The following is a 26,999-nucleotide window of genomic DNA, read 5'->3' as shown; positions in this document are numbered from 1 at the left end:
GTGGTTCAGTCGTGGTGGGTGAGCTGCCAGCCGGCCGCGTCGACCCGCTCGTTCCAGTAGCGCGCGTACGCGCCGCCGTGGGCCAAGAGCTCGGCGTGGCCGCCGGATTCGCGGATACTGCCTTCGCCGTCGAGCATGATGATCCGGTCAGCGGTCATGATCGTCTGCAACCGGTGGGCGACGACAATGAGGGTGCGACCGGAGCGGATGGAGTCGATCGCGTCACCGATCGCGATCTCGTTGCCGATGTCGAGGGCGCTGGTGGCTTCATCGAGCAGCACGATCGGGGCATCCTTCAGCAGGGCACGGGCGATGGACACCCGTTGCCGTTCGCCGCCCGACAGGTTCGACCCGCCCTCCCCGACGCGCGCATCCCACCCGCCAGGGAGGCGCGTGATGATCTCGTCGACGCGCGCGCGGGTGGCGGCGGCGATGACCTCCTCGCGGGACAGATCGGGGTTGCCGATCCAGACGTTGTTCAGGATGGTGTCGTCGAACAGGTAGACGTCCTGGAAGACCGGAGCGACCGCGGCCTCCACGACGTCGGTCCCGAGCTCCGGCAGCGGCACGCCGCCGATGAGCACGGTGCCGACCTCGGGGTCGTAGAAGCGGGCGATGAGCTTGGTGATCGTCGTCTTGCCCGAACCCGACGGGCCCACGATCGCCGTCATCCCGCCGCCGGGAGCGGAGAACGAGAGATCCCTCAGTACGGGGTCGCCACCGTAGCCGAAAGTGACGTCCTGGAACTCGACGCCGAAATCGGAAGGTACGGCCGGATGCTCGGGCTCGGGAAGCCGCGCGATCCCCGCGAACTCGTCGAGACGGTCGATCGTGGTCTTCGCGACGGCGATGCCGCCGCCGAGGTCGCCGGCGGTGACGATCGGCTCGTTGAATCGCACTCCGAGGACGAGCAGCGCGATCAGGGTTGCGATGTCGATCGATCCACCGACGGCGAGGAAAGCTCCGAGGACGAGAACGACCGTGACCGATAGTTGCACGAGCCCCGCGAACAGCGCGATCGCTGCGCCTCCGGTGACCAGCAGGCCCCGGTACTCCTTGTGCTGGTTCTCGAGCGCCTGGTCGACGAGCCGGTCGGCGATCGAGCCCTCGCCCGCGGTGCGCAACGCGGGCTGGGCGCGGGCGAACTCGACGACCCGATTTGAGGTCTCAGCGACGGCGACCGAATGCTCCTTGTCGCCGCGGCCGATCCGGCGGCTCAGCCAGCGGTAGCCGATCGCGATGATCGGCACCATCACGGTCATCGCCAGCGCCAGTCGCCAGTCGAAGAAGTACATCCCGACCAGCACGGTGCCGGGGGCGATGAAGCCGGCGAGGATCTGCCGAAGGATGGCATAGGGCATCGTCGAGACGAACATCGCGCCCTGCGTGGCCAATCCGGTGACCAGGCCCGTCCGATCGGACGAGAACCAGCTCACCGGCAACGACACCACACTGTCGCCGAGTTGCTCCAGCAGTGAGTCGAGCACGGCGGTGGAGGCCTTCATCCCGATCTGGCTCGCGAACCACGACGCGAGCACGTAGCCGACGGCAGCAACGGCGACAGCCCCCACCCAGCCCCACGCCGCCTCCAGGTCACCGAGGAACAGTGCCCGCAGCAATGGCACGAGCAGGAGAAAGGCGATGCCCTGCAGGAGAGCGGCGACCACCACGAAGCTCAGCTCCGCGATCACCAGACGACGGGCACGGGGCGAGCAGTAGCGCAGCAGGCGACGGATCACGACTGGACTCCTTCCGGGAGGGAGCGGGCATGGTTGGCTTGGTAGTCGGCCCACATCTGGGCGAAGCGGCCTCCCCCGGCGAGGAGCTCAGCATGCGTGCCGCGCTCGATGATGCGACCGGCGTCGAGGACGAGGATCTGGTCGGCACCTGCGATCGTGTGCAGCCGGTGAGCGATCACGAGCACGGTGCGATCAGCCGCGAGAGTGCTCAGCGCCAACTGGATCGCCGCTTCCGAGTCCGGATCGGCGAACGCGGTCGCCTCGTCCAGCACGAGAATCGGCGCATCGGCGAGCAACGCCCGGGCGATCGTGACCCGCTGTGCCTCACCGCCGGAGAGATTCGCGTCCTCGCCGACCACCGCGTCGTAGCCATGCTCGAAGCGCACGATCCGGTCATGGATCTGGGCTGCGCGCGCGGCAGCCTCGACCTCTTCATCGGAGGCATCGGGCCGTGTAAGACGGATATTGTCACGCAGGCTCGCGCGCAGAAGCTGCACGTCCTGAAAGACGAAGCCGACTTGACGGTAGAGCTCGGCGGACGCGACCTGGCGCACATCGGCGCCCCCGATCCCGACCTCACCGGCGTCGACGTCATAGAACCGTGGGACGAGCTTCGCGAGCGTCGACTTCCCCGACCCGGAAGCGCCCACGAGCGCGGTGACGGTTCCGGGAGCGCAGGACGCTGCGACCTCGTGGAGCACGCGGTGCTCCCCGTCATAGCTGAACGCGGCGTCCTCGAAGTCGACATCGTGGCCCTGCGGCGTCTGTGGCGCATCGGGCGGGGTCACGGAGGGTAGGGCGAAGAACTCGGTCAGGGACTGCTGAGCCTTCGTCGCGTTGCGCAGGAACTGACCCGACGCGCCCAGCTTCATCAGCGGCGCGGTCAGCCCCAGGCCCAGAAGAAGCCCAGGAAGCACGTCCACCGGGGAGGCGCCGGCATTGGCGACCAGCCACACACCGGCGACGAGAAGCCAGGCCAGGACGACGATCGGCGAGGCGATCAGTTCCACGATCGTGAACACGACTGCGGTCTCGCGCGTCCACTCGCCGACGAACCTCGAGTACTCACCGGTCGCATCGCGATACCGGCGGTGGCTGCGCCCCACCTGTCCGAAGCGCTTGACGACGGCGATGCCCTGCACGAACTCGACGGTCGCTCCGGATAGCGCCTGCGTGGCCGCGTCGTACTGGATGTACTTTTCTCCGGCACCTCGCATCATCAGCGGGTAGAGAAGGAAGATCAGGACCAGCGGGACGAGCGCAGCCAGCGCCATCCGCCAGTCCACGACAAAGAGGTAGACGATACTGATCGCCGGCACCGTGATCGCGGTGAGGACGTCCTGGATGGAGTGCGCGACCAGTTGGTGCAGCGCGACCACATCGTTCTCGACGAGCTTGCGCACCGAGCCGGAGCTGCGGCGATCGAACCAGCCCAGCGGGAGACGCTGGAGGTGGCGGATGATCCTCCGGCGCAGCGAATGCTGCAACTCAGCATCGGCGAAGTGACCGACGACGCCGGAGAGGAAGGCTGCACCGAAACTCACCACCAACGCGACCACTGCGACGAGCACGATCGCCCAGACCCGGCCCGCGTCGACGGATGCTCCGTCGATCGCCGGGAGCAGGGTGCGGGCCAGTTCCACGATCGCGATGAACGGGATCACGCTGCTCGCCGCACCGAGGACGGCCAATGCGATGATGGCGGCGAGACTGCCCTTGACCGCGACCAAGAAGCTCTCCTCCACCGCCGCATGATCGCCGGCCGTCATATTCGGCATCATCGCCGCGTTGGTCGCTGCCATGTGTTCCGCCTTTCTTCCGGTCCTTATTGAGAATCATTATCGAGTGTACACTGAACGGTGTTCTAATCGATAGCGACCATCCTAGAGGTTAGGTAACCCTAACCTCTATACGTGGGTGGGTCGCTTATCCGGCACACTGGACGGGGTGAGAAAGGAGCGTCCTCATGGCGGAGACCGTTGCAGCCCCGTTTCATGTCGGGCTGACTCCGGAGCGGGTCGTGGATGCGGCGACCGATCTCACCGCGGAGTCGCACCTCCTCGGCTGGTCGATCAGGGATCTCGCGCGTCGCCTGAATGTCGCGCCGTCGGTCGTCTACCACCATGTCGGAGGCAAAGATCTCATCGCCCGCGGCGTCGTCGAGCGCGTCCTCACCCGCCTCATTCCTCCGCCACCCGAACTCGAGTGGGAGGAATGGTTCCGGGCCCTGCTGCTATCCGGCTACGCGGTGATCGCCCCCTATCCCGGCGTGGCCAAGTGGCTGCTCATGCACGGACCGACCTTCCCCTCGGCCCTCCCGATCGTCGACACGGGGATCGCGGCGCTGATCCGCGGCGGATTCGGCGACCACGCGAGCCTGGCCTACGCGGCGCTGCTGAATAACGCCATGCTCACCATCACGATCGGCGACGACCGCCTCATCCACGAGGACGACGGGCCCCGCGACCACACGACCATGATGGCGGAATTCCGCCGAACAGCCGAAGCAAGCCCCGGGCTGGCGCGCCTCGCCGAGGGCTTCATCACGCCCTTCGCCCGCGGCGGCGAACCTGCCGCGCGCCAGCGCGAGACCTACTACCGCTTCATCGTGGAGAACACGCTCGCCGGCCTCGCGGCCATGAACCCCTCGTCGGATGCCGCCCGGACGAGCTGACGTCGTGCGGAGGGCTGAGGGGTCACCGCTTCAGACTCGGTGGCCGGCGCGAACGAGTCACCACAGCGACCGCTGAGCGAAGCTGTCCGGCATGGCGCGGTGAGAGCCGCGTAAAGCGGTGGGACGCGGTCACTCGAATCCGTTGGCGATGCGGGGTCGATCACCGCCGCGTCTGAGGCAGGTAGGTTCCAGGGGTCTGACCGGTGGTCCGGTGGAACGCGGCAATGAACGCGCTGGGTTTGCGGTAGCCGACTGCTCGGGCGGCGGCGGCCACCGGTGTGCCGTCTGCGAGCATCGGGATGGCGGCGCGGATGCGGACCTGGGTACGCCAGCTGGCGAAGCTCAGCCCGGTCTCGGCGCGGAACAGCCGGGACAGGGTTCGGACGCTGGCATGGACGTGGTCGGCCCAGGCGGTGAGCTCGCGCTGATCGTCTGGGTGGGCGAAGAGCAGCTCGGCGATCGCGCGAGCTCGCGGGTCGGCGGGCATGGTGACGTGGATATGTTGCGCGGGCAGCGGGGTGAGCAGCTGGAACATGAGTGCCTCCGCGGGCGAACGGCTGGGATCGTCGGGAGCGATGCGATGCAGATGGGTGATGATCTCGCCTAGCAACGACCCGACGGCGAAGCTGGTGGGCTCGGTCCAGGCGAGAGGGCTGCCGTCGGGAGCGAAGGTGATCGTCGTCATCTCGCCGGCGTGCAGCACCGCACCGGAGTGCTCGATGCCGCCGGGAACCCAGAGACCGTAGCCGGGCGGGATCAGCCAGTCACGCCCGGCGACGCTGCCGATCAGCGTCGCGGTCGAGCTCCACGTCAGCATCGGCTCCGGGTGTGCGTGCAGATGCAGGAGCTCATGGTCCTGCGCGGTATCGCGGTCGATGCTCAGGACGGGCGAGAGCACCGGCTCCACCAGGTTGGCCGTTTCGGGGTACTGGTTGGCCTCTACGTGCATGACGGCCATTCTAGTTTGGAAATGCCGAATGTGAACCGACCTGAGGAGCGCGCTGATGACCGATGGGATGACGGAGACCGCGAACGAGCGGTTCTCGCCGGCACTGCGCCGCGCGATCGGCGTGGTGATGATCGGCGCCTCGCTGTCGTTCCTGGACACGACGATCGTCAACGTCGCCGTGCACAGCCTCGCAGGCGGCCTGCACGCGGGGCTGGACTCGGTGCAGTGGGCGATCACCGCCTACCTGCTCGCGCTCGCGGCCGTCATCCCGGTGACGGGGTGGGCGGCACGCCGGCTCGGGGCCGCGCGGCTGTATGTCGCCGCGCTGGTCGTGTTCACCATCGGTTCGGTGTGGTGCGCGTTCTCGCAGAGCCTGGAGATGCTGATCGCTGCCCGGGCGCTGCAGGGCGTCGGGGGCGGGATGATCATGCCCGTCGGGACGATAATCTGGACCGCGCACGCCGCCAAGAGCCAGATGGGCAAGGTGATCGCGTTGCTGGCGATCCCGATCATCTTCGCCCCGGCAATCGGGCCTGTCGTCGGGGGTCTGCTCATTTCCGGGCTCGGGTGGCAGGCGATCTTCTGGCTCAACGTCCCCATCGGCATCGTGGGCATCGTGCTCGCCCTTCGACTCCTGCCGATGGACAAGGGCGCAGACGCGGGACGGTTCGATCTGCTCGGTCTGATCCTGGCGTCCCTCGGGATCGTGGGCATCACCTACGGCCTGGCCGAGATCGGTGTCGCGGGAGGCCTGGACACGAATGCTGTCGCCGGGCTCCTGGTCGGGGTGCTCGCCCTGACCGGCTTCGTCCTGCACGCCCTCCGGTCGAAGCATCCGCTGCTGGATGTCCGGCTGTACGCCAATCGGGAGTTCACCGCGGCAATGATCGCCACGTTCGCTCTCGGTGCGGCGAACTACGGGGGCATGATCCTGATGCCGTTGTATCTCCAGACCGTCCGGGGTGAGGATGTGATCATCGCCGGGCTGCTGGTCGCACCGACCGCGATCGGCGCGCTGCTCTCCGCACCGTTCACCGACCGCTTCGGTCCCGGGATCACCTCGTTCACGGGCGCCGCGATCCTGACGGTCGCGACCATCCCGTTCCTGTTCCTGACCACCAGCACCTCGTACTGGCTGCTCTGCGTCGTCATGGTCGTCCGCGGCGTCGGATTCGGCCTGTCGATCCTCCCGACGATGACCGCGGCGTACCAGGCCCTGCGGCCGGAGCAGATCCCCGACGCGACACCGCAGCTCAACATCCTCCAGCGCGTCGGCGGCGCGATCGGCACCGCCGTGCTCGCCGTCGTCCTCACCGGTCAACTCCACCACGGCACCACGCCGGCCGAGGAGGCTGACGGATTCTCCACCACATTCTGGTGGGTCCTCGCGATCACCATCATCGCAACCATTCCGACTCTCCTGCTCGCCTACACCGAACGCAGCGCCCGCCAACGTGGCAACCGTGGCCGGGCTCGAGGAGGCCGCCGATAATCGGTGAGGGCGCCGGTCAAGGTGGCGCACACTCGTCGTTCGGCGCCTCGGTCGTCGTCCGTGTCGGGCGGGCGGGTAGGAACCAGGACAGCGTGTCAGCGAGGATGCAGATGCCGGGGGCAGCACACAGCGTTGTTGCCTGGCCGCTGGCCGTCGGCTGGCCGTCGCCGCTCGCGTGGCGGATAGCGTCCATTTCTTCACCCGTGTTCACGGGATTTGAGTGCGCCGGGGCCATTGGTGGTCGCCGCCCGATGTTCGCGTTGTTGGGCACGCGGGTCAGGTTCCGAGCCGCCAGGCGCTTGCGGCGTCTTGCTGCTGCCAGAACTCGGCGAAGCGGCCGCCGGCGGCGAGCAGTTCGGGGAGGGCGCCGTCTTCGACGACGCGGCCGTCTTCCAGGAACACGACGCGGTCGGCGGAGCGGATGCTGCTGAGTCGGTGCGCGACGATCACGCGGGTGCGCGGGATGGGGTCGTTGCTCAACGCGGCGGCGACCGCGGTCTCGTTCTCGGTGTCGAGGGCGCTCGTGGCCTCGTCCACGAGCAGGACCGGTGCTGGCTTGAGGAGCGCGCGGGCGATGGAGACGCGCTGGCGTTCGCCGCCCGAGAGGCTGCCGCCGGCTTCGCCGACCCGGCTGTCCCATCCGTCCGGCATCCGGCTCACGAGACGATCAACCCGGGCCAGGGCGGCGGCCTCGCCCAGTCGCTGCTCGTCGGCGTCCGCGTCTCCGACGAGCACGTTGTCGCGGATGCTGCCGTCGAACAGGTAGGGGTGCTGGAACACCACGCTGACCAGGTCACGGCGCGCGTCGACGTCGAGGCTCCGCAGTTCCTGCCCGTTCACGAGCACGGCCCCGGCGTCGGGGTGATGCAGTCCGGCAATGAGGGCGAGAACGGTGCTCTTGCCCGACCCGGATGGACCGACGATCGCGGTCGTCGTGCCGGGCTCGAAAACGAGATCGAGATCGTCGAGCACGCGTGGTCCGTCGGCCGCGTCGCCGCCATACCGGAAGTCGATGTTGCGCAGTTCGATCCGCGGTGCACCGGCGATCTCCACCTGGGCCTCGCCCGCGGGCTCCCGCGGGGCGTCGAGAACTTCGCGGATGCGGCGCAGCGTGCCGGTGACCGTCTCGAGCCCGGGGGAGAGCTCTGCGAACACGGTGAAGGATTCCAGGTAGCGGACGATCACGACGATGAGCGCGATCGCCTGGGGGATGCTGAGGGCACCCTGGATGGTCAGTATCACGGCTGTGCCGGCGAGTGCGAGGAGGGCGAGCTGGCTGGCGAGACCGAAGAGCAGCTGACCGGGGATCTGCAGGAGCAGCGTCTTCATCGTGGCGTTGTGCGCGGTGGCCAGAGCCGCACCGGCGTGGCTGCGGGCCGGTTCGACCCGCCGCGCGGCACGGAGCGCCTGCTGGGTGCGGGCGAACTCCAGCACCCGCTCGGTCAGGCTGGTGTTGGCGCGCTCGGCCGCCCGGTCGGCGGCGCGCCCGAGCCGTCCCGAGACCCAGAACGCCGCGAACAGCACGACGATCCCGACCAGGGCCGCCACGCCGAGCTGCCAGGCGATGGGCACCAGCACGAGGGCGATGACCAGCGGGAGCAGGATCGCGCTGAGCAGCGGGGTGACGAAGTAGACGATGACGCCGACGAGATCGGGGCCGGTGGTGGCCACGGCCTGCCGAGTCGTGGCGGTGTGCTCGGCCGTGAACCAGTTCAGGCGGATCCCGATGATCCGGTCCGCGAGGGTGCGCTGGCCATTGTCGAGGATCCCGAAGCCCAGACGATAGGCGAGCTGCGCCGCGGCCCAGTCGACGAACCAGCCGGCGACGGTCACCACGGCCAGCAGCCCTGCCCACGGCCAGGCGACGGCGGGATCCTCGCTGAACAGTGCGGCGATCAGCGGGATGAGCAGCACCACCCCGGCCGCTCTCAGGATGACGCCGAGTGTGGTCAGCACAAGGTGCCGGGCGACCCGACCGGCGCTGCCTGCGGGCAATAGTGCGAGCATCGAGCGGATCATCGGAGTTCTTCCTTCCCGCTGACGGCGGACGCAGGTCGGCCAGCGTCCCAGAGCCGCCGGTAACGGCCGTCGCGTGCCAGCAGCTCCTCGTGCGTGCCGACCTCGGCGATCCGGCCGTGGTCCAGCACGACGACCCGGTCCACGCCGGTGATCGTGTGCAGCCGGTGCGCGATCACAAGCACAGTGCGCTCGGCGGTCAGCCGGTTCAGCGCCCGCTGCACCAGGTACTCGGACTCGGGGTCGGCGAACGCGGTCGCCTCATCGAGCACGAGCACAGGGGCGTCTGCGAGGAGAGCGCGTGCAATCGTGAGCCGCTGACGCTCCCCGCCCGACAACGCCGCATCCGTACCGAGAACCGTGTCGTATCCGTCCGGCATCCGCATGATCCGCTCATGGAGCTGTGCCGCGCGTGCTGCTTCCTCCACCTGCTCCCGGCTCGCGCCGGGGTCGGCGAGGGCGATGTTCTCATGCACGGTCCCCTGCACCAGCTGCGTCTGCTGGAATACGAACCCGACCCTGGCGTAGAGTTCGTCGGCGGTCAGCTCGCGAAGATCCCGCCCGCCGACACGGATCGCTCCGGTCTGGACGTCGTGGAAGCGAGCCAGCAGCGCGGCGAGGGTGGACTTGCCCGAGCCGGATGGTCCGACCAGCGCTGTGACGGTGCCCGGCTCCAGGATGAGGTCGACATCCTGCAGCACCGGAACCCCGGGCCGGTAGGAAAAGCCGACCCGGTCGAACTCGACACGGCCGGCCGGCTCCTGCGCACCGCCCGTCGCTCCCGGGCCGCTGTCCAGTTCGGGCTCGTCGAGCGCGAGCTGGATATCGCGGGCCGCGATCAGCCCCGTACGCAGCCCGCCCAGGCCGTAGCCGATCCCCAGCAGCCGCGCCCCGAACGTGGTGCCCAGCAGCAGGAACGGAAGAAGAGCGACCGGATCCATGCCCCCGGTCGTGACAAGCAGCGTGCCGAGCGCGCCGATGAGCAGCAGGAACGTCCCGGGACGGGTGACGAGGTCGATGAAGGTGCGCTGCCCGATCATCGGCTGCTGCCAGTCGCGCAGGAAATCGATGTACTCCCCGAGGCGTGCACGGAAAGTGGAGGCGGCAGCGCCGCCGAAGACTCGGATCACGGGCTGCCCCTCCAGGTACGCCCCGGCTTCGACGTTCGTCCGCTCCGCCCATTTCATCGCCAGCGACGTCTTCGGCCCCGACTGGGCCAACATCACCGCCATCCCGAGTACGTACGCCAGCACCGGCAGCAGCAGAGCCAGCGCGATCCGCCAGTCCACGACGAACAGGTACACCAGCACCGAGACCGGCGCGACCACCGCCGCGACCGCGTCCGGCACGGCATGGGTGACGAGGTAGTGCAACGCCAGCGTGTCATCCTGCACCAGCTGCTTGACTTGCCCCGAACCGCGCGCGTCGAACCAGCCCAACGGCACCCGTGCGAGCTTCGCGAGCAGCCGTGCGCGCAAGTCGCGGGCGAAGCGCGCGTCGACCGCATGCATCCAGAGCATCAGCGCAGACGACAGCAGCACCCCCGCGCCCATGAGCACGGCCGCCCAGATCCCGAGGGACCACAGGGCCCCGCTGTCGGCTCCCGTCAGCAGCACGCGGGCCAATTCGACCAACAGCACGAAGGGAGCGAGCTGGGTGAGAGTGACGATCGTCTGCAGGACGCCGCCGACAACGAGGGTCGCGCGAAGCGGGGAGATCAGCCGGCCGCCTGCCTGCGCCCGCCAGGAGCCTCGACGCGCCCCCGGCGCCATCATGCTCGAGACGGTGGACTCTTCCGCGGCGGCCGGCTCGCCGGCGGCCTGCCCGAGGGGAAGTTCCACGGGCGCCGGCTCCGGGGCGGCTTTGGAGCGATTCGATCCGAATGGGCGACCGTAATACCAGTACGCCTGGGCATGGGTCTCGCTGCGCGGGAACCCGAGCTCCTCGCGCAGCCGAGCGCGCAGCTGCTTGAGCGACCCCGACTCCGGAGCTGCCCACGCATACCAGTCCGACCAATCGCGGGCCTCGATCGCCGCCGCGAGCGAGGCCTCCCCGCGACGCGGCACCCAGTACACGGCGGCCCGCGGGTGCGGGGCAAGCGGGATGAGGCGGTCGGTGTCCTGGTGTTCCTCCAAGTAGACCTCAACCGGCACCTCTGCCGGCACCACCCCCAGGATCCCGTTGATCGCCGGGATCGACGCGGCATCCCCGATCAGCAGGTACCCGGCAGGCAGGTCTGCAGGAAGATCGAAACGGGTGCTACCGAAAGGCGTCACCTGCACCGTCATCCCGGGCTGGGCGCGCTTCGCCCACGCCGACGCGGGACCAGCCGGCTCGTGCAGCACGAAGTCGACCGCGAAGTCCCCGGTAGCCTCATCACCCTCGGAGAGGGTGTACCCGCGCTGATGCTCGAAGTCCTTCCCCTCATGATCGGGGAACCAGAACCGCACGGCCGCGGTCGGGGCCAGCACATCGCCTCGCAGCAACGTCGCCGAGTGCATGCGCACCCGCAGAAGCCCCGGTGAGATCAGCTCGGTGGCTGTGACCGTCGCCTCGTGATCACGCGCCCCATAGGCGCGCATCACCACGCCGCCGAATCCTCGCTTGGCCATCACAGCCCCTTTCCTGCGGCATCCAGTGCCGCCCTGATCTGCTCGGGAGAGCGCCCGGGAGGCGCCGCAGCCACGAACGCCCGCACCGCCGCACCCAGCCACAGCCGCACATACTCGTCGGCACCCACGTCCGGGAGCCCCCAATAGGCCTTTCCCAGCCGAGGATCGTCCCCCATCGCAGCCAAGGCGTTCTCCTCCTGCCGCGCACGCCCCTCGGCTCGTTGCCGTTGGAGGTCCTCCGCGGCTGCATAGCCGATCGCGACCGACGCAACCGCCGACGACAGCACGACCGCCGCATCCGCCGCGTAGCCACGCCGACCCAGCGCCTCGACCTCGGCAGCGAGCAGCCGCCGACCGCTGTCACCGCGCGGGAACAGCGTCTGCACATACGCCGCCAACCCCGGATGCTTCAGGATGAACGAGCGCAGCCGAAGCCCCAACGACAGAAGATGCTGCGCCGTCTCCTGGGAGGGCTCATCCGGCAACTGCAGATCCGCGAGGATGTTCTCACCTACCAGGCTCTCCAAGCCCCACCGTCCGTCCACATGCCGATACAGGGCAGTCGAGGACACGCCCAGCCGAGCGGCGACGGCGTTCAGGCTGAGCTGATGCAGTCCGATCTCCCGGCCGACACGGACGATGTCCCCCATCTCGATCTGACGGGGACGCCCCCCGATTCGTCTCATATCGGCCTCTCCGGAAAGTTACCACCAATAACTAAGGCTAGCCTAACCATTGAGATCGAGAATCCGCAATTCATCTCCCGAAGAACGACGGAGGGCGTCGGTCGGGAACTCGGTGCTGATTTCAGCAGCGCTCCAATGCTTCCGGTTGGAGCATGCGGGCCCTCACCGCCCGTCGAGTCCGATGAGAGGCAGGAAGAGTTCGTCGACGATGGCCCGGATGCGGGAGCGCTTCAGGGGCCGGAGGTCCATGATCAAGTCGTGCCGCACCAGTTCGAACGGCATGTTCAGCACCGCGGCCGAGATGCGTCCGAGGTCGAGTTCGCCGCGATCGCGAGCGCGCCGGTAGATGTCACGGCTGGTGGGGAGCGCCTCGACGGACATGACCCTTTCGCGGACCTGGGCGGGGGTCAGGCCAGTCTCGGCGAGCAGGCCCGAGAAGGCGGCGGCCACCGCGACGGCGAAGAAGGTCGCGCGCGCCTCGCTCATCGCCGTCAGGTAGGCGATCAGATCACCGCGCAGGGAGCCGGTGTCCGGGACCGCAACGGGGTTGGCGTCTCTATGGCGCTCGATCGCGGCAAGGACCAGCTCGTCCTTGTTGGCCCACCGGCGGTACAGCACCGGCTCACTCGTGCGCGCGCGCCGGGCCACCGAATCCATCGTGAGCCGGCCGTAACCGGCCTCGACCAGCTCCTCCCACGCCGCTGCAAGCAGCTCCGCCTCAAGCTGCTTGCCATGCCGACGTCGACGCGACGGCTCGGTGGACACGGTGGGCATGGTTCGACGATAGACAGTCTTTACTTTCTCAGCAACCAGGCCTACCCTATAGAAAGGTTTTACTTTCTTAAAGGAGGATGGAAGATGAGCGACGCGACATCGCCGACGCCAGCGGAGACCATGGTGCTGATCGTCGGGGCCGGTCCCACCGGTCTTACTCTGGCCTGCGAGCTTGCCCGGAAGGGCATCCCCTTCCGCCTGATCGAAGCAGGCGCCGGCCCGCAGCCCGGATCTCGCGGCAAGGGCGTGCAGCCGCGCACCCTGGAGGTGTTCGAGGATCTCGGCATCATCGACCGCGTGCTCTCTCACGGCCGGATGGCGATGCCGATGCAGTCGACCGGACCCGACGGCGCGGTGACGCTCGGCGGCGCCGAGCCGGAGTCGCTGAGAAACCGGCCGGACATCCCCTACACGACGAGCCTCATCACGCCCCAGTGGCGGGTAGAGCAGGCCCTCCGGTCACGGCTGGCCGAACTCGGCGGCGACGTCGAGTTCGGCACGACGCTGGAGCGCCTGGAGCAGTCCGACGATGCGGTGTCGGCGACGATCGTCACAGCCGGGGAGAAGGCCACGATCATCGCGCGATGGCTCGTCGGCTGCGACGGCGGGCACAGCATCGTCCGCAAGCAGTCCGGGATCGCGTTCGAGGGAGAGACGCGCGAGGGCGTGCGGATGCTTGTCGCCGATCTCGCCGTCGAGGGACTGGACCGGGACGCCTGGCACATGTGGCGGCATCCCGAAGGCGCCGTCAGCCTGTGCCCACTCCCCTCCACCGCCCTGTTCCAGTACCAGGCCAGCATCACGCCCGGGCAGAACGCGGAGACCGCTCTGGAGAACCTTCAGGCGATCCTGGAGCGGCGCAGCAGTCGCACCGACATCCGCCTGAACGAACCCGAGTGGTCCACGCTCTGGCGCGCCAACGTCCGCCTCGCCGACCGCTACCGTGCCGGGCGCGTGCTCCTCGCCGGGGACGCGGCACACGTCCACTCCCCGGCCGGCGGACAGGGCATGAACACCGGCATCCAGGACGCGCACAACCTCGGCTGGAAGCTCGCCGCCGTCGCCGCCGGCGCCCCGGACGCGCTGCTGGACAGCTATGAGGCCGAGCGGCGGCCGATCGCCGCGGACGTGCTCGAGTTCTCGGACGCCCGCCTCGCGCAGGCCCTCGAGCAGCAGGGCCCATCGACCCGCCGCGACGCGAGCACGATCCAGCTCGACGTCGGCTACCGCGGCTCCGCCCTGGCGCAGGACGACCGAGGAGATGCCGCCGAGCTGCACGCCGGAGACCGCGCCCCCGACGCGACCCGGCTCGCCGATGCGGATGCCGAGCATCGGCTGTTCGATCTGACCAGCGGCGGACGCTTCACACTCCTGGACTTCACGGGAACCACCACGGTCGACGCTGCCGGCTCCGATCTCAGGACGCTGCACATCGTCGAGCACCCGACCCGGCCCGACGAGATCGCGGACGTCGGAGGCCATCTGGCTCAGGCGTACCACGCGACCCCCCGCTCGCTCGTGCTCATCCGACCAGACGGCTACATCGCCCTCATCACCGATACCGGCGACACGCACGCCGTCGCCGACTACCTGGCAAGAATCCACTAGATCCGGCGGCGTGTGGCTCCACTCCACTCCGGTGCTGCTCGGTATCGTCACCCTGGACGCTGCAGGCGACACCGTGGTGACGATCCCCGCGGATGCGGTGTTTGGTGACCATAAGATCGTCGTCCAGGCGCTCGACGGATCGCTGATCGGGTGGGATACCATCAAGATCGATACCGCGTCCCAGGTGGGGCCGGACGGGGAATGGCTCGCCACCGTGATCCTGGCCGGGACGGGTAAGCGCCGCCGCGCGGACGCGAACAGGCTCAGTTCTGAGCTGAGCTCGTGGAGGGGTTGAAGGCCTGGGGTTGAGGACGCTTGTTTCCGGGCCTCCGGCATGATCGGCTGCTGCGTTTCTACGTGCTAACTCATGTGCAACCGGCGTTGCTGGCGTGCGTATCGCGGTGGAGTTATCCCCAGGCAGGCTCCGCTTCAACTACGCAATCATTCGGCTGAGCGCCGATTGAGGGCTGAGTGCGCGAAGGGGAACGGATCGGTTCACGTCCCCCAAGCGTTCGGCACCACCGTCGTCCGCTGGTCCCAATGATTCACCGGTACCCACAGAAATGGGCCTCTCACCCGCGGCGAGATACTCCACCACGACGCCCGGCCACGCAGCCCGCACGAGGCACGGTAAACCGCACCCGCGGCGAACTGGCCAGGTCGGCTCAAGGCTCCCGCTTCGACTTCAGGGGGATCAGAGCGATAATCAGCGCCGCGCCCCAGATGAAGAACAGCGGTTGCCAGAGAGCGGTGTTCCACAGGAGTGAAAGATGATCGGTCTCCGCTGGATAGGGTGCCCCCTGAGCCAGGATGGCGAGGTTGCCGATGATGCGCCATGCAGAGACTGCCAACAGCGTGATGCCGCCGATCCAGGAGATGGCAGTGATCGTGCGCTGCAATGGCGGGTGCGGGAGCAGGAGCAGCAATGGGATGAGGGCGGCTGAGGCTTTAACCAGGGCGAGGATCGCGAACGTGAGCTGAAGACGGGTGGGGTCCGCGGCGGCGAGAGTGCTGGCCCAGGGGCCAACGGTGTCTAGGAGGAGGGTGCCGCCTGCGGCCCACAGGAGGCTGAAGCTGGTGTGGATCAGACCGGCGGCCGCGACGACGAGGAGCGCGATCCTTCTCCTGGGTGTTCCGGGTGCGGTTCGGCGAGCAGTCTGGGTCGGTATTGGTGCGCTCATGATGCGCTCCGGGCCTTGCTGACACCATGGATGCCGGCTCTTTCGAGCTGGGCGGTGGTCCAGAGCGCGAGCCAGGCGTAGCCGAGGTAGAGACCGAGCCTGATCAGGAAGGCGAGGATCTGGACGAGTATTGGCAACGTGGTGAACTCGGCGTAGAGGTACATGAACCCGAAGTTCACGACGGCGATGAGGCCAGCAGCCAAGTAGTAGCGGGCAGGACTCCAACGACGGTAGCGGCCGGCGAGGAAGACAAGCTCAATGATGACCCCGCCGACGAGCACCAGTCCTCCTGCGGAGGCGACCATGCCGAGGAACCCGGTAATCAGGGCGACGCCGGGGCGGCGGAACAGGGCGACGGCGACCATGATGCCGAGGAACCAGGGCAGGGGTGCGGGGAAGCTCAACCACGGCACGATCGCTTGGATGGCGACACCGAGCACACGGGAGAGCTGTGCGATCACCCCGGCAACGACAGCGAGGGCCGCGCACACGAGGAGAGTCCGTGTCGAGAAGAGTCTCGCCGTCGTTGCGGCCACGGCGCGCTCGGGAGTGGGTTCAGGCGTTGATGTCGAATTCATCGAACTCGGCCATCCCCTTTCCTTGGTCGAGGAGCGTCTTCAGGTGCAGGATGCGATGAATGTCGAGGGTGGTGTTGGAGACGCCATGCTTCCAGTAGCCGAAGACCTGGACGGCCTCTTTCGGGAGTCCGATCGCGTGTCGGAAGTGGGAGCGTATGGCCTTCATCTCGTCGCGCTCACCGGCGGCCCATACCGAGAACTCGGGGACCGCCGATGTCCTCTCGGCCACCTGCAACAGCAGAGTCGCGCCCCCAGGCGCCGCCGTGATCGCCTCCACGTCGACACCCTCGACTGGCGGCAGTTCGGCAAGCTCGTCCTCGCGCGCGACAGTGGCGTGCACGGACGCCGGTACCCCTGGTGGCCAGTGCGCGAGGATCGAGGCGAGCGCGGGGACCGCCGATGAATCCGCGAGGAGCAGCACCCGCTTGGCGGGAGCGAACAGTGGAAGTTGATGCTGTCGTGGCCCTGCCACTGCGATCTTGTCACCGGGTGCGACGACCGCGAGCCAGCGCATGACCGGGCTCGGCTCCGGATGAACGACGAAATCGATGTCCACCCGATTCGAGGAGGGATCGAAGCGTCGGATCGTGTACACGCGCGACACGGGCTCATCGTCGGGGACGGGAACAGACAGGCGAACCGTCGTGTTCGGTGTCGCCCACTGGGCGGGGTCGGTCACCTCGCTCAAGACACCGCCGATCCCACCATTGTCGGACTCAATACACTGATAAGGCGGCTCTCTAGTACCAGAGTCAGAGATTCCATGTGGTATTCGCTGCAATCCCTACATTTTTGCTCCGAAATGTGACCGTTGACCGGCCATTATTGAGGCTCGCGGCGTGATCGGTCGGCGGCTCAGTTGAGGGTTGGTCTCACACGTCGGCTCGCAGTTCCAGGGTTCACATTTCCGGCTTGGGCTGGAGGCTCCGAGGAAACCCCCTCCGCCAGACCGGCAACCTCTGGGAGCATTAACGAACCCGCCCAAGAACCGAGGACACGAACGATGAGCACCTCGCCCCTGACCATCACGCCGGCTGAAGAGCCGCGCCTGCGCCAGGTCATGAAGGACATCCAGAACGACGTCGCCGCGTACTACGCCGAGACCGCCCGGGGCGGTGACCTCGGCGTGCACGCCCGCAACTGGCTCGGCCGGGTGCAGAACCTCAACGACCTGCTAACGAAACAGATTGACGACAACGCCACCTACCTGGCGCTGTTCACGCCGACGCCCACGCCCGGGGCCGAGCTCATCAACGCAGTCAAATACGCCCGCAACGTAGACCAACACCTGATGTTCGAGGTCTCACCGAGCGAGGACGTCCTCATCGGCGGTACCCACGGCTTGCGGACTTACGGCTGCTGGCGCCCCATCCCCGCCGCAACACATGCCGAGCTGGAGAAGAGGACGCAACGCTTACAACCCGCGTATCAGGCGAACCTGGAAGGCAAGGAGCTGACAAGCACGATGCTCGCTGTGCTCCGGTTCTTCGCCGACATCGCGCCACGGATCGTGCACCGAGATCACCGCGGTGAGTGGACCGGCTTCCCGCTCAAGAGCCAGCCGGCGGTCGGTGACCCTCTGCATCCCGAGGAGCCGGTCGGCGACATCGTGGCCGCGAGCGCCTGGCTCAACAGGCGCCGCCCGAACGGCGACCTGCGAGTCGTCATCGGTCAACTCACCAGGGAGGAAACGCCCTACCTTGTCGGGTTCACCTTCGCCGACCAGCTCTCCTTCTCCCCGTTCGTCGAAATGTCCGAACAGGTCGACCGCGACATCGCCGCAGGGTTCACCTACCTCCAGGGCGACGTAGCCGCCAACGTCGAGAACGTCACCCACAAGTTTTCCATGCCCCCAGGAGGTGCCGTCCTCTACAGCCCAATGGATCCGGCGACCTGGGCCACCCCGCTCGCCCAGGCTCGGTACGGAGCAGACTGGATGACGGGCTTTGACCCAGACAGTTGGCGGCACATCGTGTCTGTCGAACATCAGGGCTGCTTCCCGGACTACGTTTCGTACGAGCAACGCCGGGCGTTCCGGCTGTATGCCCAGGTGCCGCCGCGCTAGCCCGCGCCCGGACTAGCAACCGCGAGTAGAAATTCGGCGCACACCCATCCCCAGCCACCGCGACGGAGTCTCTCAATGCCTCGGCTACCAGCGGACCGGTCCCCCGTCGCCCCGAGTCATGAAACGCGTCGATGGTCGCCGCCGATTACATCCGACGGATGCTGGCAAGCGCCTCATCGAGCGTGTGGAGCGCGCGAAGAACCTGGATCGAGCGGCTGAAGATCAGGCTGTTGAACATTGCGTCATCGGTTTTCGGCATGACGGAGCGAGACACGACCCAGGCGGCCGCTGACTCGATGCCGACCTCGTCGCTGAACATGTGGGCGGCGACCTCGTTGCGGATCTTCACGAGCGTCTCCTTGAAGGGTCGGTCCTCGGCGATGTCTCGGATATTTCTCTTGTAGGCATCCTGCGCAGCCGTGAGCTGGTCCACCTCTACGAAGTCGGCAAATCGTCCGGCCTGGGTGCGCGCAGTGCGTTGCAGGTCCCCCAGTACCCGGTAGACGCCCTCGATGCTCTCCCGGAGGACGAGGGCGAGGAGCTTTTCGGTCGTGACCCGCGCCGTCGGATCGGCTGCCATCGCGCGCAATAGAACTCGCATATCGACATCGATCTGGACGATGAAGAATCTTGCGGCCGCGTATGCCTTCAGCACGGCCGTGTCGTCGCCCGCACCGGCAACGCTCTCGACGTCGCGTGCCCGGTGCTCTAGAGCCTCAACGGCGAGCGGTATGGTGCGATCGAATCCGGCGACGCTATCGGCGTTGGGTGGAGAGTCACTTGGGCCGAGGTTGGGTCTACTCATCTCCCCAGAGTGGCATCGAAGCGGTGTCACTCTGGGAGGATGCCGCCGACGTTGTCGTTCGAGCCTGTTGCGAAGCGTCAGGCGCAAGCCCTCTGTGGCGCTGCGGGCAACCGCGTCGATGGCGCGTTGAGATACTGGGGTCATTGATTGCATGTGGTATTCGCTGCAATCCCGCCTATATTTTTCGGTCAGATCGACCCTCCGACTTGGTGTTTCCGTCCTCCCACACTCGCTCTCCAGAGCGCTCGGCGACCGGTTCACTCATCACCTCGGAATCCTGTTCGGGGGCGACCGTCGATGCCGGAACCTAGTTGAGAGTCATGCTCTCGCTTGAGTCACGGGCGTTCGACGTCTTGAGCAGTAATGAGCACCGCTGAGCAATGTGCCAGGGCACCCGGCTCACAATGGCCCCTGCCCTATGCCACTTATTGAGAATGATCCTCAATAAGGTAGCGTGGACGCAACGTAATCATCTTGTCGAAGGGCCCAATGATGCTCCATCGCAGACTGTTAGTTCTCGCGGGCCCTGTGCTGGGCTGGATCGGTGTGAGTGTTCTCGTGATGCTCTTGGCGTCTGGCCTGTCGATTGCGCTCGGATTCTCGATCGCATCGCTGCTGGCCGCCGCGGTGGCCTCTGATGCGCCCGGTCTGGCGCGAGCGGCGATGTTCACTCTGGCGGTGCTGGTGTTCCGAGCGGTGGCCGCGTGGCTGCGTGACACTGTCGTGGTGTGGGTGGGTATCCGGATCCGTCGGCGACTGCGGGGCGTACTGCTCGCTCATCTGGGCGTGCTGGGGCCCGAGGTGCTCACGAGGAAGCGTTCGGGTGAGTTGGCGGCGACGATCGTGGATGGTGTGGAGTCGCTGGACCCGTATTATTCGCGCTACCTTCCCAGCCTGATCGTCACCATTCTGCTTCCGATCACGGTGGTCGCCTACCTGTGGACCATTTCTCCGGCCTCGGGAATCGTGCTTCTCCTGGCGGCGGTCATCGCCACGGTGCCGGGGCGATTCCTGGACGCGACGCTGTTGCGCCGGGGACGCGAGCGGTGGGCGCAGCAGCAGCGGTTGAGTGCGGACTTCCTGGACGGGATCCAGGCGATTCCGACGCTCCGGATCCTCGGCGCCACAAGCACGGTGGGCGCGGCGCTGAGTGACCGAGCCTGGGGCTTCTACCGCGCGACGGTGGCACAGCTGCGGGTTTCGCTCGTGGAGAGCGGCGTTACCGGGTTCGCGGTGTACGGGGGTGCGGCCACAGCAACGGTGATCGCGGGACTGGGCGCGTGGCGTGGAGAGATCACCGCGGGCGAGGCATTCGTCGTGCTGCTGCTCTCACGAGAGGTGTTCCGCCCGGTGAACGACCTCGGAGCGGCGTGGCATGCCGGTTACCTCGGGCTGACTGCTGCCGATGGGATCGACGAGTTCCTGCAAACCCAGTCCACCGTCGTCTTCGACGGCGACGATGGCGCTCCCGCCCGGCAGGGCAGCGCGGTGCATTTCGAGAAGATCAATTACCGCTACCGCACCGCGGGCGATGAGCGGTGGGTCCTGCGCAACGTCGATCTGGAAATACCCGGAGGCGCGACGGTGGCGATCGTCGGCGCGTCCGGTTCGGGCAAGACGACGACGATCAGACTGCTGCAGCGCATGGACGATCCCGTCGACGGAAGGATTCTGCTCGACGGCCGCCCCCTTTCCTCGTTCACCCGGGATGCGCTTATCGATTCGATGGCCGTCGTCTCGCAGCACTCCATGGTGTTCGCCGGCACGATCGCAGAGAACATCTCCCTCGGACGCCCCGATGCCACCAAGGCGCAGATCGAGCAGGCGGCGGTATTCGCGGAGGCCGACGAGTTCATCCGCACCCTGCCCGACGGGTACGACACGGTGCTGGGTGAGTTCGGTGCGGGTCTTTCGGGCGGGCAGCGACAGCGACTCGCCATCGCACGGGCCGTACTGCAGGACCGCCCACTGCTGGTGCTCGACGAGGCGACCGCCCATCTGGATGTGCGCACAGAGGCCGCGATCACCCGTCGACTGTCATCCCGGGAAGGCCGGACCACGATCATCATCACTCACCGCCTGGAGAGCGTGCAGGACGCGGACGCGATCATCCTCCTCGAACACGGACGGGTCGCGCAGCAAGGTCCGTACGAGCATTTGCGCGCATCTGATGCATATCACCGGCTCGAGGAGGCTGCGCGATGAACGCACTGCGATGGGTTCTGCCTCTAATCTCCCAACGGCGGGTGGCGTTCTTCGGCACGATCGCGTCCAGCCTGCTCCATCAACTGGGAATCCTGGCCCTGTCCGCAACCTCGGCTCTGTTCCTCGGACACGCGCTGTTCTCGGCGAGCTTCCCCGATGAGTGGCGGATGCTCGCCACGGTGATCGCGGCCCTGGCGCTCGCGGTCGCCGTCCTCGCCTGGTGGGAGTCCTACATCTCCCACGACCTCGCCTACGCCCTGCTCGCCGTGCTGCGCTCCACTGCCTTCACCGAGTTGGCGCGCTCCTCCCCCGCGCGAACAGGAGCAAGGTCCGGGTCCGACGACACGGCCTCCGTCATGGGGGACGTGGAGACACTGGAATGGCTCTTCGCTCACACCATCGCCCAGATGCTCACCTCCATCGTCGTGCTCGGAGCCGGCGGCACGTTGTCTGCACTCATCTCGCCGCAGCTCATCGGAGTGTGGGCCGCAGCAGCAGTGCTGCTCTTCGCCCTGCCCTGGGCACTCAGCAGGTGGGGCCTGGCCCAAGGTCGCAAGACGCGGTCGTCCGCCGTCCACGTGCACTCACTGTTCGTCGAAACCATCCAGGGCATCGGCGACCTCACCGCGGCCGGCGAGCTTCCCCAGCGTCTGCGACGAGTGGAAAAAGCAGACCAGGAGCTCGCACGATGGCAGCTGCGCTCGGGCACCCGCGCATCACTGGAAGGCGCACTGAGCGAAACCATCGTCGCCGGCGCCGGCATCCTCGCAATCCTCCTCATGGGGGCCACGGTCCGCGACGGACGCACCCCACCCGAGTTGGTCGCCGTCGCAATGGTCCTCGCGATGGGAACGCTGGGACCTGCAGCACAGATCGCCGGCCTGCTGAAGAACTTCGGAACGCTCATCGCCTCCACGAACAGACTGCACACCGTGTTCACCGCCCCCGACGCGGCCCCTGCTCCCGACTCGCCCGTGCACGACATCGACCCAACGCAGGCGGGGTCGCTCGAGTTCGTCGACGTGAGCTTCGGTTACAACCCCGACAGCCCCGTCCTGCACTCCATCAGCTTTCGCATCCGGCCCGGGGAGAGCGTCGCCCTCGCCGGACCGTCGGGCGCGGGCAAAAGCACCATCGCCGCGCTCGCGCTGCGAACCTGGGACCCCGACACCGGGCAAGTGCGCATCGGAGGCGCGCCGGCAGATCGCATTGAGGACCCCCTGCTGCGCCGGGCCGTGACTGCCGTCCCCCAGGAAGCCCACCTGATGCGCGGCACTGTGCGAACAAATCTGCTACTCGCCCGCCCGGACGCGTCAGACGCGCAGGTCGAACAAGCCGCAGACGCCGCACTGCTGCGGGACCCGCGCTCTGGCCTACCCGAAGGGCTGGACACCCCCGTCGGCGAAAGAGGCGATGGCCTCTCCGGCGGACAGCGCGCACGCGTATCGTTCGCCCGTGCACTCCTCACCGGCGCCGACATCCTCGTCCTCGACGAGGCCGCCGCTCACCTGGACCCGCACAGCGAAGACGACCTCACCCGGGCACTTCGTACCCACGCCGAACTCACGACACTCGTCATCGCACACCGCACCCGGACGATCCTCGCCTGCGACCGCGTCCTCGTCCTCGACGGCGGACGCATCGTGGAAGAAGGTGCTCCTCGAGCACTGCTCGCAGACAACCGTTCCCGACTCAGCACGCTCCTCCAACGAGGCGCTATGGAACCGGGATGACGAGGGGGCGGCCGCTCGACGGGTGCGGGATGACTTCTGCGTCTGTTTCGAAGACTTCGCGGAGAATCTTCGGGGTAATGACCTGCTCAGGGGTACCGTCAGCGGCGATCCTGCCGTCTTGGAGAACGATGACCCGGTCGGCGTAGGTCGCTGCCTGGGCCAGATCGTGCAGAACCATCACGAGAGAGAGCCCGTCCTCGTCGTGCAACGTGCGGAGCAGTCTCATCAGCGAGACCTGATGGCCCAGATCCAGGAATGTCGTTGGTTCGTCCAGCAGCAGCCACGGGGTCTGCTGAGCGAGAGCACAGGCGATCCACGCACGTTGGCGCTCACCACCGGAGAGGGAATCGACGGGTCGGTCCGCAAGAGAGGTAAGCGCCGTCCGAGTAATCGCTTTCTCGATGATGGCATGATCCTCGGACGAGAGCCCGGTGAGGCGGTGCAGGTAGGGGTAGCGCCCATAGGCGACGAGGTCGCGCACACGCAGGTCCTCTGGTGTGCTGGTTCCCTGCGGGAGCAGGGCGAGCCGGCGTGCGACCTCGCGTGTGGGCATCCGATGAATGTTCTTCCCATCCAGACTGACGGTGCCAGACTCGGGTCGGTGGATTCTCGCGATCGTGGACAGCAGGGTGGACTTCCCGGAACCGTTCGGGCCGAGCAGCGCGGTGACCTCGCCCGGGTGAAGTCGCAGGTCGAACTCCTCCAGCACGTGCCGGGTCCGGTCGAACCCGACAGACAGTGAGACGCATTCAATATTGTTCACCTGATGCCTCCTTTCAGGCGGGTCTTGTTGCGCAGCAGCACCAGCAAGTAGGGGCCTGCCAGCGGTGCGATCACTGCCCCCACGGGCAGGCCGGTCACCGTCCCGATGCCGCGGAGGTCCACCGAGATGGAGATCGCGAGCAGATCCGCGCACAGCAGGATCGCTGTGCCCATCAACGCGGACACCGGTAACAGGATCGCTGGGGCCGATCCGACCAGGCGACGCGCGATATGCGGTGCGGCGAGCCCGAGGAACGGAAGTGCACCGCCGACGGTCACGGCGCCGCAGGTCAGCAGCACCGCCGCGACCAGCGCGACGGCTCGGACCGCTGTCGGGCGGGCGCCGATCGACACGGCCACATGATCCCCGAGTGCCAGAGCCCCCAGCGGTCTGATGATGATGGCGATCAGTACGAGACCCACGACTGTGGCCGGCCACATCAGGGTCAGATCAGACCAGTTCACGGCGTTGAGGGAACCGATCGTCCACCGCAGAACCACTCCGAGGGTCTGCCCGCTGGTGACGAGGACGCCGGATGCCGCAGCAGACAGGAGAAGTCCGACCAGAACGCCCGTCAACGCGAGGTCCCTGGGACTGTTCCAGCGGCGGCCGAGGACGGCGGCGATGAGCACCGGTGCGAGAGCAGCGCCGATGAGGGCGGTGGTGGGTGCACCGCCGGGAAGGCGGACTCCAGCCCACAACGCCAGGACCACCCCCAGCACCGCCCCTCCGGATATCCCGAGAATGCCGGGCTCGGCCAAGGGGTTGCGGGTCGCGGACTGCAAGAGAGCTCCGGCGATCGCCATCCCGCCGCCGGCGAAAGCGGCTCCGACCGCGCGGCTGAGCCGCAGGTCGAGAATCAACGTCTCGAACGATCTGACAGGGTCGCCCACGAGCGCGGGAAGCACATGGTTTACCGGCATCCCTCCTCTTCCCAGCGCGAGCTCCAGGAGGAACGCCACCACTGCCAGCAGGAGCAGGATGCTGCCCGCCGCAGTTCCCCGGACCACGTTCGAGCGCGGGATCACTGCATGCCTGCCGGACGGGAACGAGCGAGGTGGCGTCGTCGTAACAGGATCAGCATCACGGGGACGCCGAACACCGTCGTCATCACCCCAACGGGAATCTCCGCCGGATAGACCACCAGTTGCGCCGCCTGGTCGGCGACGAGCAGCAGCAGAGCCCCGAGAACGCCAACGATCCCGATGAGCGGCGCGGTGCGGCTCTCGCCGGTGACGCGCCGGGCCAGGTGCGGTGCCAGCAACGCGATGAAAGCCACCGGCCCGCATGCCGCGGTCACCGTCGCGGAGACGATCGCCGCGAGCAGGAGGACGGCCACCCTGATCGCGGTGACGCGCACGCCCAGCGCACGGGCAGGCGACTCCCCCACCTTGATGAGCGCGACGCTTCGTCCCAGAAGCACCGCGCCTGCCAGCATGATCAGCACCGCCGGGGCAACCATGCCGACGTGCGACCAGTTCCGTGCGGAGAGGTTTCCGAGCAGATAGCTGAAGAGCAGGTTGACGCGAGCCGTATCTCCTCCCAGTCCGATCACCGCGGTGACCGACGCTCCGAGGACGCTGGACACCGCAGCCCCCAGCACCGCGACCCTCTCCGGTGTGGACACCGTCCCCACCAGGGACAGCACCAGTGCCCCGCCCGCGAGCGCGCCGAGGAGGGCGATCATTGGATGCAGCACCCACGGCACGGGGATGGCGAACATCGTCAGGATGGCCATCGCTAACGCAGCCCCCGAAGATGCCCCCAGCAGTTCGGGACCGGCGAGATCGTTGCGCAGGCCGTCCTGCAGCAACAGCCCGGAGACGGCGAGGCCAGCACCCACGAGAACGGCGAGCACGATTCGCGGCAACCGCACATCCAAAATGATCGTCCGCGTCAACGACTCAGGATCGCCGAGAGCCTCAACCAACTGCCCGGGGCCAAGCATCGGGCTTCCCAGACCAACGCCTGCGACCATAAGCGCCACGAGCACTGCAACGGCCACGATGCGTGTTCGAGCCGTCCTCGTGCAGCCACCGCTCACACATCCACCTATCGAGAATGATTATCATTACGCTATGTTGGTTCTCATTGTAGTCAGACGGCAGTCAGGGAGTTGAACGGTGAAGAACAGACGAGCATGGTTCGGGATGATCGGTGCACTCGTGGTATCCGCAGCCGCATTGACGGGCTGTGGTTCCGCGGACCAGGGAGGCTCTCCCTCGGGCGCTCCGGGCGAAGGGTTCCTCCCGGTCACCGTCACGGACGGCACCGGCGCGGAAGTCGTCATCGATGACCCCGTCCAGAACATCGTCTGCCTCACCGGCGCCTGCGATGACGTCCTCGTGTCGCTCGGCCTTGTCCCGACGGCGTCGACGGCTGCCGGAGAGGACGGTCTGCTCGCCGATCCGAACTACCTCGGCCCCGAAGAGGCCTCGACGATCCCCCTCATCGGCGGCGCCTTCGGCGAGGAAAACATCGAAGACATCATCAAAGCAGAGCCGGACCTCGTCATCGGCCTCGCCGGCGTGCACGACCGTATCGCCGAGTCCATCAAGACCGAGATACCCACATATCTGGTCCAGATCGGCAATTACCAGGAGATGGCGGACTTCACCACGTGGGTCGGCCAGGTCACCGACCATGCTGACGAAGCAGGCGCGGCTGTCGCGAAATTCAACACTGCGCTCGACGACGCCCGCGAACACCGCACCGACGGGGTCTCCAGCCTCGCGATCTTCGGCACCGACACAAACTTCTCCGTCGAGACCGAAGACTCCCTCCTCGGCTCCATCCTCAACGAGATCAGTGACTATCCCTGGCCGACTCCCACCGACGGCGGCCAGGGACACCAGCCCGGGGCAGGCACCTTCTCCCTGGAGAAGATCCTGCAGAACGACCCGACCGTGATCTTCGTGCAGACCTTCTCCTACGGACCCGAGGACATGCCATCCGTGTCCGAACAGCTCGCCGCCAACCCGGTCTGGGCACGCCTGGACGCCGTGAAGAACGATCACATCGTCGAAGTCCCCACCACCATCTGGGCCACCGGCCGCGGACCGATCAGCCTCACCCTGGTCGTCGAACAGGCTGCGAAAGCGCTCTACGGATCCTGATGC

The 26,999-nt window shown here is 67.3% G+C and carries 22 protein-coding genes; 8 read left to right on the top strand and 14 right to left on the bottom strand.

Features of this window, described 5'->3' with window-relative positions:
* Positions 1-5 precede the first annotated feature (5 nt).
* The gene (locus CIK77_RS06960) at positions 6-1,739 is read right to left on the bottom strand and encodes an ABC transporter ATP-binding protein (RefSeq protein ID WP_087054435.1); all 1,734 of its coding nucleotides are present in this window, start codon (positions 1,737-1,739) and stop codon (positions 6-8) included.
* Positions 1,736-3,541, bottom strand: coding sequence for an ABC transporter ATP-binding protein (locus CIK77_RS06955; RefSeq protein ID WP_249268519.1), 1,806 nt, complete (start codon positions 3,539-3,541; stop codon positions 1,736-1,738). The genes CIK77_RS06960 and CIK77_RS06955 overlap by 4 nt, the downstream gene beginning before the upstream one ends.
* Positions 3,542-3,705: 164 nt before the next feature.
* Between CIK77_RS06955 and CIK77_RS06950 the strand changes: the two genes are divergently transcribed.
* Positions 3,706-4,413, top strand: a complete 708-nt coding sequence (locus CIK77_RS06950) for a TetR/AcrR family transcriptional regulator (RefSeq protein ID WP_087054436.1) — start codon at positions 3,706-3,708, stop codon at positions 4,411-4,413.
* A gap of 160 nt (positions 4,414-4,573) precedes the next feature.
* Here CIK77_RS06950 and CIK77_RS06945 read toward each other — a convergent pair whose 3' ends face one another.
* Complete coding sequence (locus tag CIK77_RS06945; protein ID WP_087054475.1) at positions 4,574-5,362, bottom strand: helix-turn-helix transcriptional regulator; 789 nt, start codon at positions 5,360-5,362, stop codon at positions 4,574-4,576.
* 55 nt (positions 5,363-5,417) lie between these two features.
* Between CIK77_RS06945 and CIK77_RS06940 the strand changes: the two genes are divergently transcribed.
* Positions 5,418-6,854, top strand: coding sequence for a DHA2 family efflux MFS transporter permease subunit (locus tag CIK77_RS06940; RefSeq protein WP_087054437.1), 1,437 nt, complete (start codon positions 5,418-5,420; stop codon positions 6,852-6,854).
* A gap of 276 nt (positions 6,855-7,130) precedes the next feature.
* On the opposite strand, the gene CIK77_RS06935 is transcribed toward CIK77_RS06940, so the two are convergent.
* From CIK77_RS06935 to CIK77_RS06920, 4 genes are all read right to left on the bottom strand, one after another.
* Positions 7,131-8,873 carry an ABC transporter ATP-binding protein gene (locus CIK77_RS06935; RefSeq protein ID WP_087054438.1) on the bottom strand — a complete coding sequence of 581 codons (1,743 nt, stop codon included), beginning with the start codon at positions 8,871-8,873 and terminating at the stop codon, positions 7,131-7,133.
* A complete protein-coding gene (locus CIK77_RS06930; RefSeq protein ID WP_170934093.1) occupies positions 8,870-11,482 on the bottom strand; it encodes an ABC transporter ATP-binding protein/permease in 2,613 nt (870 codons plus the stop codon). Before CIK77_RS06930 ends, CIK77_RS06935 begins: the two co-directional genes overlap by 4 nt.
* Positions 11,482-12,168: a TetR/AcrR family transcriptional regulator C-terminal domain-containing protein gene (locus tag CIK77_RS06925; RefSeq protein ID WP_114347229.1), complete on the bottom strand. Its 687-nt coding sequence runs from the start codon at positions 12,166-12,168 to the stop codon at positions 11,482-11,484. The genes CIK77_RS06930 and CIK77_RS06925 overlap by 1 nt, the downstream gene beginning before the upstream one ends.
* A 162-nt stretch (positions 12,169-12,330) precedes the next feature.
* Complete coding sequence (locus CIK77_RS06920; protein WP_087054440.1) at positions 12,331-12,942, bottom strand: TetR/AcrR family transcriptional regulator; 612 nt, start codon at positions 12,940-12,942, stop codon at positions 12,331-12,333.
* An 84-nt stretch (positions 12,943-13,026) separates the two neighbouring features.
* On the opposite strand from CIK77_RS06920, the gene CIK77_RS06915 reads away from it, so the two are divergent.
* Both CIK77_RS06915 and CIK77_RS06910 read left to right on the top strand, forming a co-directional pair.
* Positions 13,027-14,550 carry an FAD-dependent oxidoreductase gene (locus CIK77_RS06915; RefSeq protein ID WP_087054441.1) on the top strand — a complete coding sequence of 508 codons (1,524 nt, stop codon included), beginning with the start codon at positions 13,027-13,029 and terminating at the stop codon, positions 14,548-14,550.
* Between the two features lie 31 nt (positions 14,551-14,581).
* Positions 14,582-14,845, top strand: a complete 264-nt coding sequence (locus tag CIK77_RS06910) for a hypothetical protein (protein WP_140403505.1) — start codon at positions 14,582-14,584, stop codon at positions 14,843-14,845.
* A gap of 370 nt (positions 14,846-15,215) precedes the next feature.
* On the opposite strand, the gene CIK77_RS06905 is transcribed toward CIK77_RS06910, so the two are convergent.
* The 3 genes from CIK77_RS06905 to CIK77_RS06895 are packed head-to-tail and all read right to left on the bottom strand — an operon-like array spanning position 15,216 to position 16,988.
* Complete coding sequence (locus CIK77_RS06905) at positions 15,216-15,731, bottom strand: DUF3995 domain-containing protein (RefSeq protein WP_087054443.1); 516 nt, start codon at positions 15,729-15,731, stop codon at positions 15,216-15,218.
* Positions 15,728-16,309, bottom strand: coding sequence for an ECF transporter S component (locus CIK77_RS06900; RefSeq protein ID WP_087054444.1), 582 nt, complete (start codon positions 16,307-16,309; stop codon positions 15,728-15,730). The genes CIK77_RS06905 and CIK77_RS06900 overlap by 4 nt, the downstream gene beginning before the upstream one ends.
* Positions 16,287-16,988, bottom strand: a complete 702-nt coding sequence (locus tag CIK77_RS06895; protein ID WP_249268529.1) for a siderophore-interacting protein — start codon at positions 16,986-16,988, stop codon at positions 16,287-16,289. The genes CIK77_RS06900 and CIK77_RS06895 overlap by 23 nt, the downstream gene beginning before the upstream one ends.
* A gap of 324 nt (positions 16,989-17,312) precedes the next feature.
* On the opposite strand from CIK77_RS06895, the gene CIK77_RS06890 reads away from it, so the two are divergent.
* Entirely contained in the window at positions 17,313-18,374 is a 1,062-nt protein-coding gene (locus CIK77_RS06890; RefSeq protein WP_087054446.1) for a hypothetical protein, read from the top strand.
* 145 nt (positions 18,375-18,519) lie between these two features.
* Here CIK77_RS06890 and CIK77_RS06885 read toward each other — a convergent pair whose 3' ends face one another.
* The gene (locus CIK77_RS06885; RefSeq protein ID WP_147271147.1) at positions 18,520-19,332 is read right to left on the bottom strand and encodes a hypothetical protein; all 813 of its coding nucleotides are present in this window, start codon (positions 19,330-19,332) and stop codon (positions 18,520-18,522) included.
* A 339-nt stretch (positions 19,333-19,671) separates the two neighbouring features.
* Between CIK77_RS06885 and CIK77_RS06880 the strand changes: the two genes are divergently transcribed.
* Entirely contained in the window at positions 19,672-21,384 is a 1,713-nt protein-coding gene (locus CIK77_RS06880; protein ID WP_170934095.1) for an ABC transporter ATP-binding protein/permease, read from the top strand.
* On the top strand, positions 21,381-23,117 hold the full coding sequence (locus CIK77_RS06875) for an ABC transporter ATP-binding protein (RefSeq protein ID WP_087054449.1): 1,737 nt from the start codon (positions 21,381-21,383) through the stop codon (positions 23,115-23,117). Before CIK77_RS06880 ends, CIK77_RS06875 begins: the two co-directional genes overlap by 4 nt.
* Here CIK77_RS06875 and CIK77_RS06870 read toward each other — a convergent pair.
* Genes CIK77_RS06870 through CIK77_RS06860 form a run of 3 tightly spaced genes read right to left on the bottom strand, consistent with a single transcriptional unit; the run spans position 23,101 to position 25,858 of the window.
* Positions 23,101-23,880, bottom strand: coding sequence for an ABC transporter ATP-binding protein (locus CIK77_RS06870; RefSeq protein ID WP_087054450.1), 780 nt, complete (start codon positions 23,878-23,880; stop codon positions 23,101-23,103). The two genes, CIK77_RS06875 and CIK77_RS06870, sit on opposite strands and share 17 nt — an antisense overlap.
* On the bottom strand, positions 23,877-24,890 hold the full coding sequence (locus tag CIK77_RS06865) for a FecCD family ABC transporter permease (protein WP_147271145.1): 1,014 nt from the start codon (positions 24,888-24,890) through the stop codon (positions 23,877-23,879). The genes CIK77_RS06870 and CIK77_RS06865 overlap by 4 nt, the downstream gene beginning before the upstream one ends.
* A gap of 14 nt (positions 24,891-24,904) precedes the next feature.
* Positions 24,905-25,858: a FecCD family ABC transporter permease gene (locus CIK77_RS06860; protein WP_258861458.1), complete on the bottom strand. Its 954-nt coding sequence runs from the start codon at positions 25,856-25,858 to the stop codon at positions 24,905-24,907.
* Between the two features lie 145 nt (positions 25,859-26,003).
* Between CIK77_RS06860 and CIK77_RS06855 the strand changes: the two genes are divergently transcribed.
* Positions 26,004-26,996 carry an ABC transporter substrate-binding protein gene (locus tag CIK77_RS06855; protein ID WP_140403508.1) on the top strand — a complete coding sequence of 331 codons (993 nt, stop codon included), beginning with the start codon at positions 26,004-26,006 and terminating at the stop codon, positions 26,994-26,996.
* The last annotated feature ends 3 nt before the right edge of the window (positions 26,997-26,999 follow it).

Source organism: Microbacterium sp. JB110 (assembly GCF_003335195.1).
Lineage (GTDB): Bacteria > Actinomycetota > Actinomycetes > Actinomycetales > Microbacteriaceae > Microbacterium.
This window is presented reverse-complemented; position numbering and strand designations above follow the sequence as displayed.

Coding starts and splice junctions, on each gene's coding strand:
- CIK77_RS06930 (WP_170934093.1), bottom strand. CDS start 11,482: ATGGCCAAGCGAGGATTCGGCGGCGTGGTGATGCGCGCCTATGGGGCG.
- CIK77_RS06880 (WP_170934095.1), top strand. CDS start 19,672: ATGCTCCATCGCAGACTGTTAGTTCTCGCGGGCCCTGTGCTGGGCTGG.
- CIK77_RS06945 (WP_087054475.1), bottom strand. CDS start 5,362: ATGCACGTAGAGGCCAACCAGTACCCCGAAACGGCCAACCTGGTGGAG.
- CIK77_RS06940 (WP_087054437.1), top strand. CDS start 5,418: ATGACCGATGGGATGACGGAGACCGCGAACGAGCGGTTCTCGCCGGCA.
- CIK77_RS06860 (WP_258861458.1), bottom strand. CDS start 25,858: ATGGTCGCAGGCGTTGGTCTGGGAAGCCCGATGCTTGGCCCCGGGCAG.
- CIK77_RS06950 (WP_087054436.1), top strand. CDS start 3,706: ATGGCGGAGACCGTTGCAGCCCCGTTTCATGTCGGGCTGACTCCGGAG.
- CIK77_RS06920 (WP_087054440.1), bottom strand. CDS start 12,942: ATGCCCACCGTGTCCACCGAGCCGTCGCGTCGACGTCGGCATGGCAAG.
- CIK77_RS06925 (WP_114347229.1), bottom strand. CDS start 12,168: ATGAGACGAATCGGGGGGCGTCCCCGTCAGATCGAGATGGGGGACATC.
- CIK77_RS06875 (WP_087054449.1), top strand. CDS start 21,381: ATGAACGCACTGCGATGGGTTCTGCCTCTAATCTCCCAACGGCGGGTG.
- CIK77_RS06915 (WP_087054441.1), top strand. CDS start 13,027: ATGAGCGACGCGACATCGCCGACGCCAGCGGAGACCATGGTGCTGATC.
- CIK77_RS06935 (WP_087054438.1), bottom strand. CDS start 8,873: ATGATCCGCTCGATGCTCGCACTATTGCCCGCAGGCAGCGCCGGTCGG.
- CIK77_RS06890 (WP_087054446.1), top strand. CDS start 17,313: ATGAGCACCTCGCCCCTGACCATCACGCCGGCTGAAGAGCCGCGCCTG.
- CIK77_RS06900 (WP_087054444.1), bottom strand. CDS start 16,309: ATGAATTCGACATCAACGCCTGAACCCACTCCCGAGCGCGCCGTGGCC.
- CIK77_RS06905 (WP_087054443.1), bottom strand. CDS start 15,731: ATGAGCGCACCAATACCGACCCAGACTGCTCGCCGAACCGCACCCGGA.
- CIK77_RS06885 (WP_147271147.1), bottom strand. CDS start 19,332: ATGCAATCAATGACCCCAGTATCTCAACGCGCCATCGACGCGGTTGCC.
- CIK77_RS06955 (WP_249268519.1), bottom strand. CDS start 3,541: ATGGCAGCGACCAACGCGGCGATGATGCCGAATATGACGGCCGGCGAT.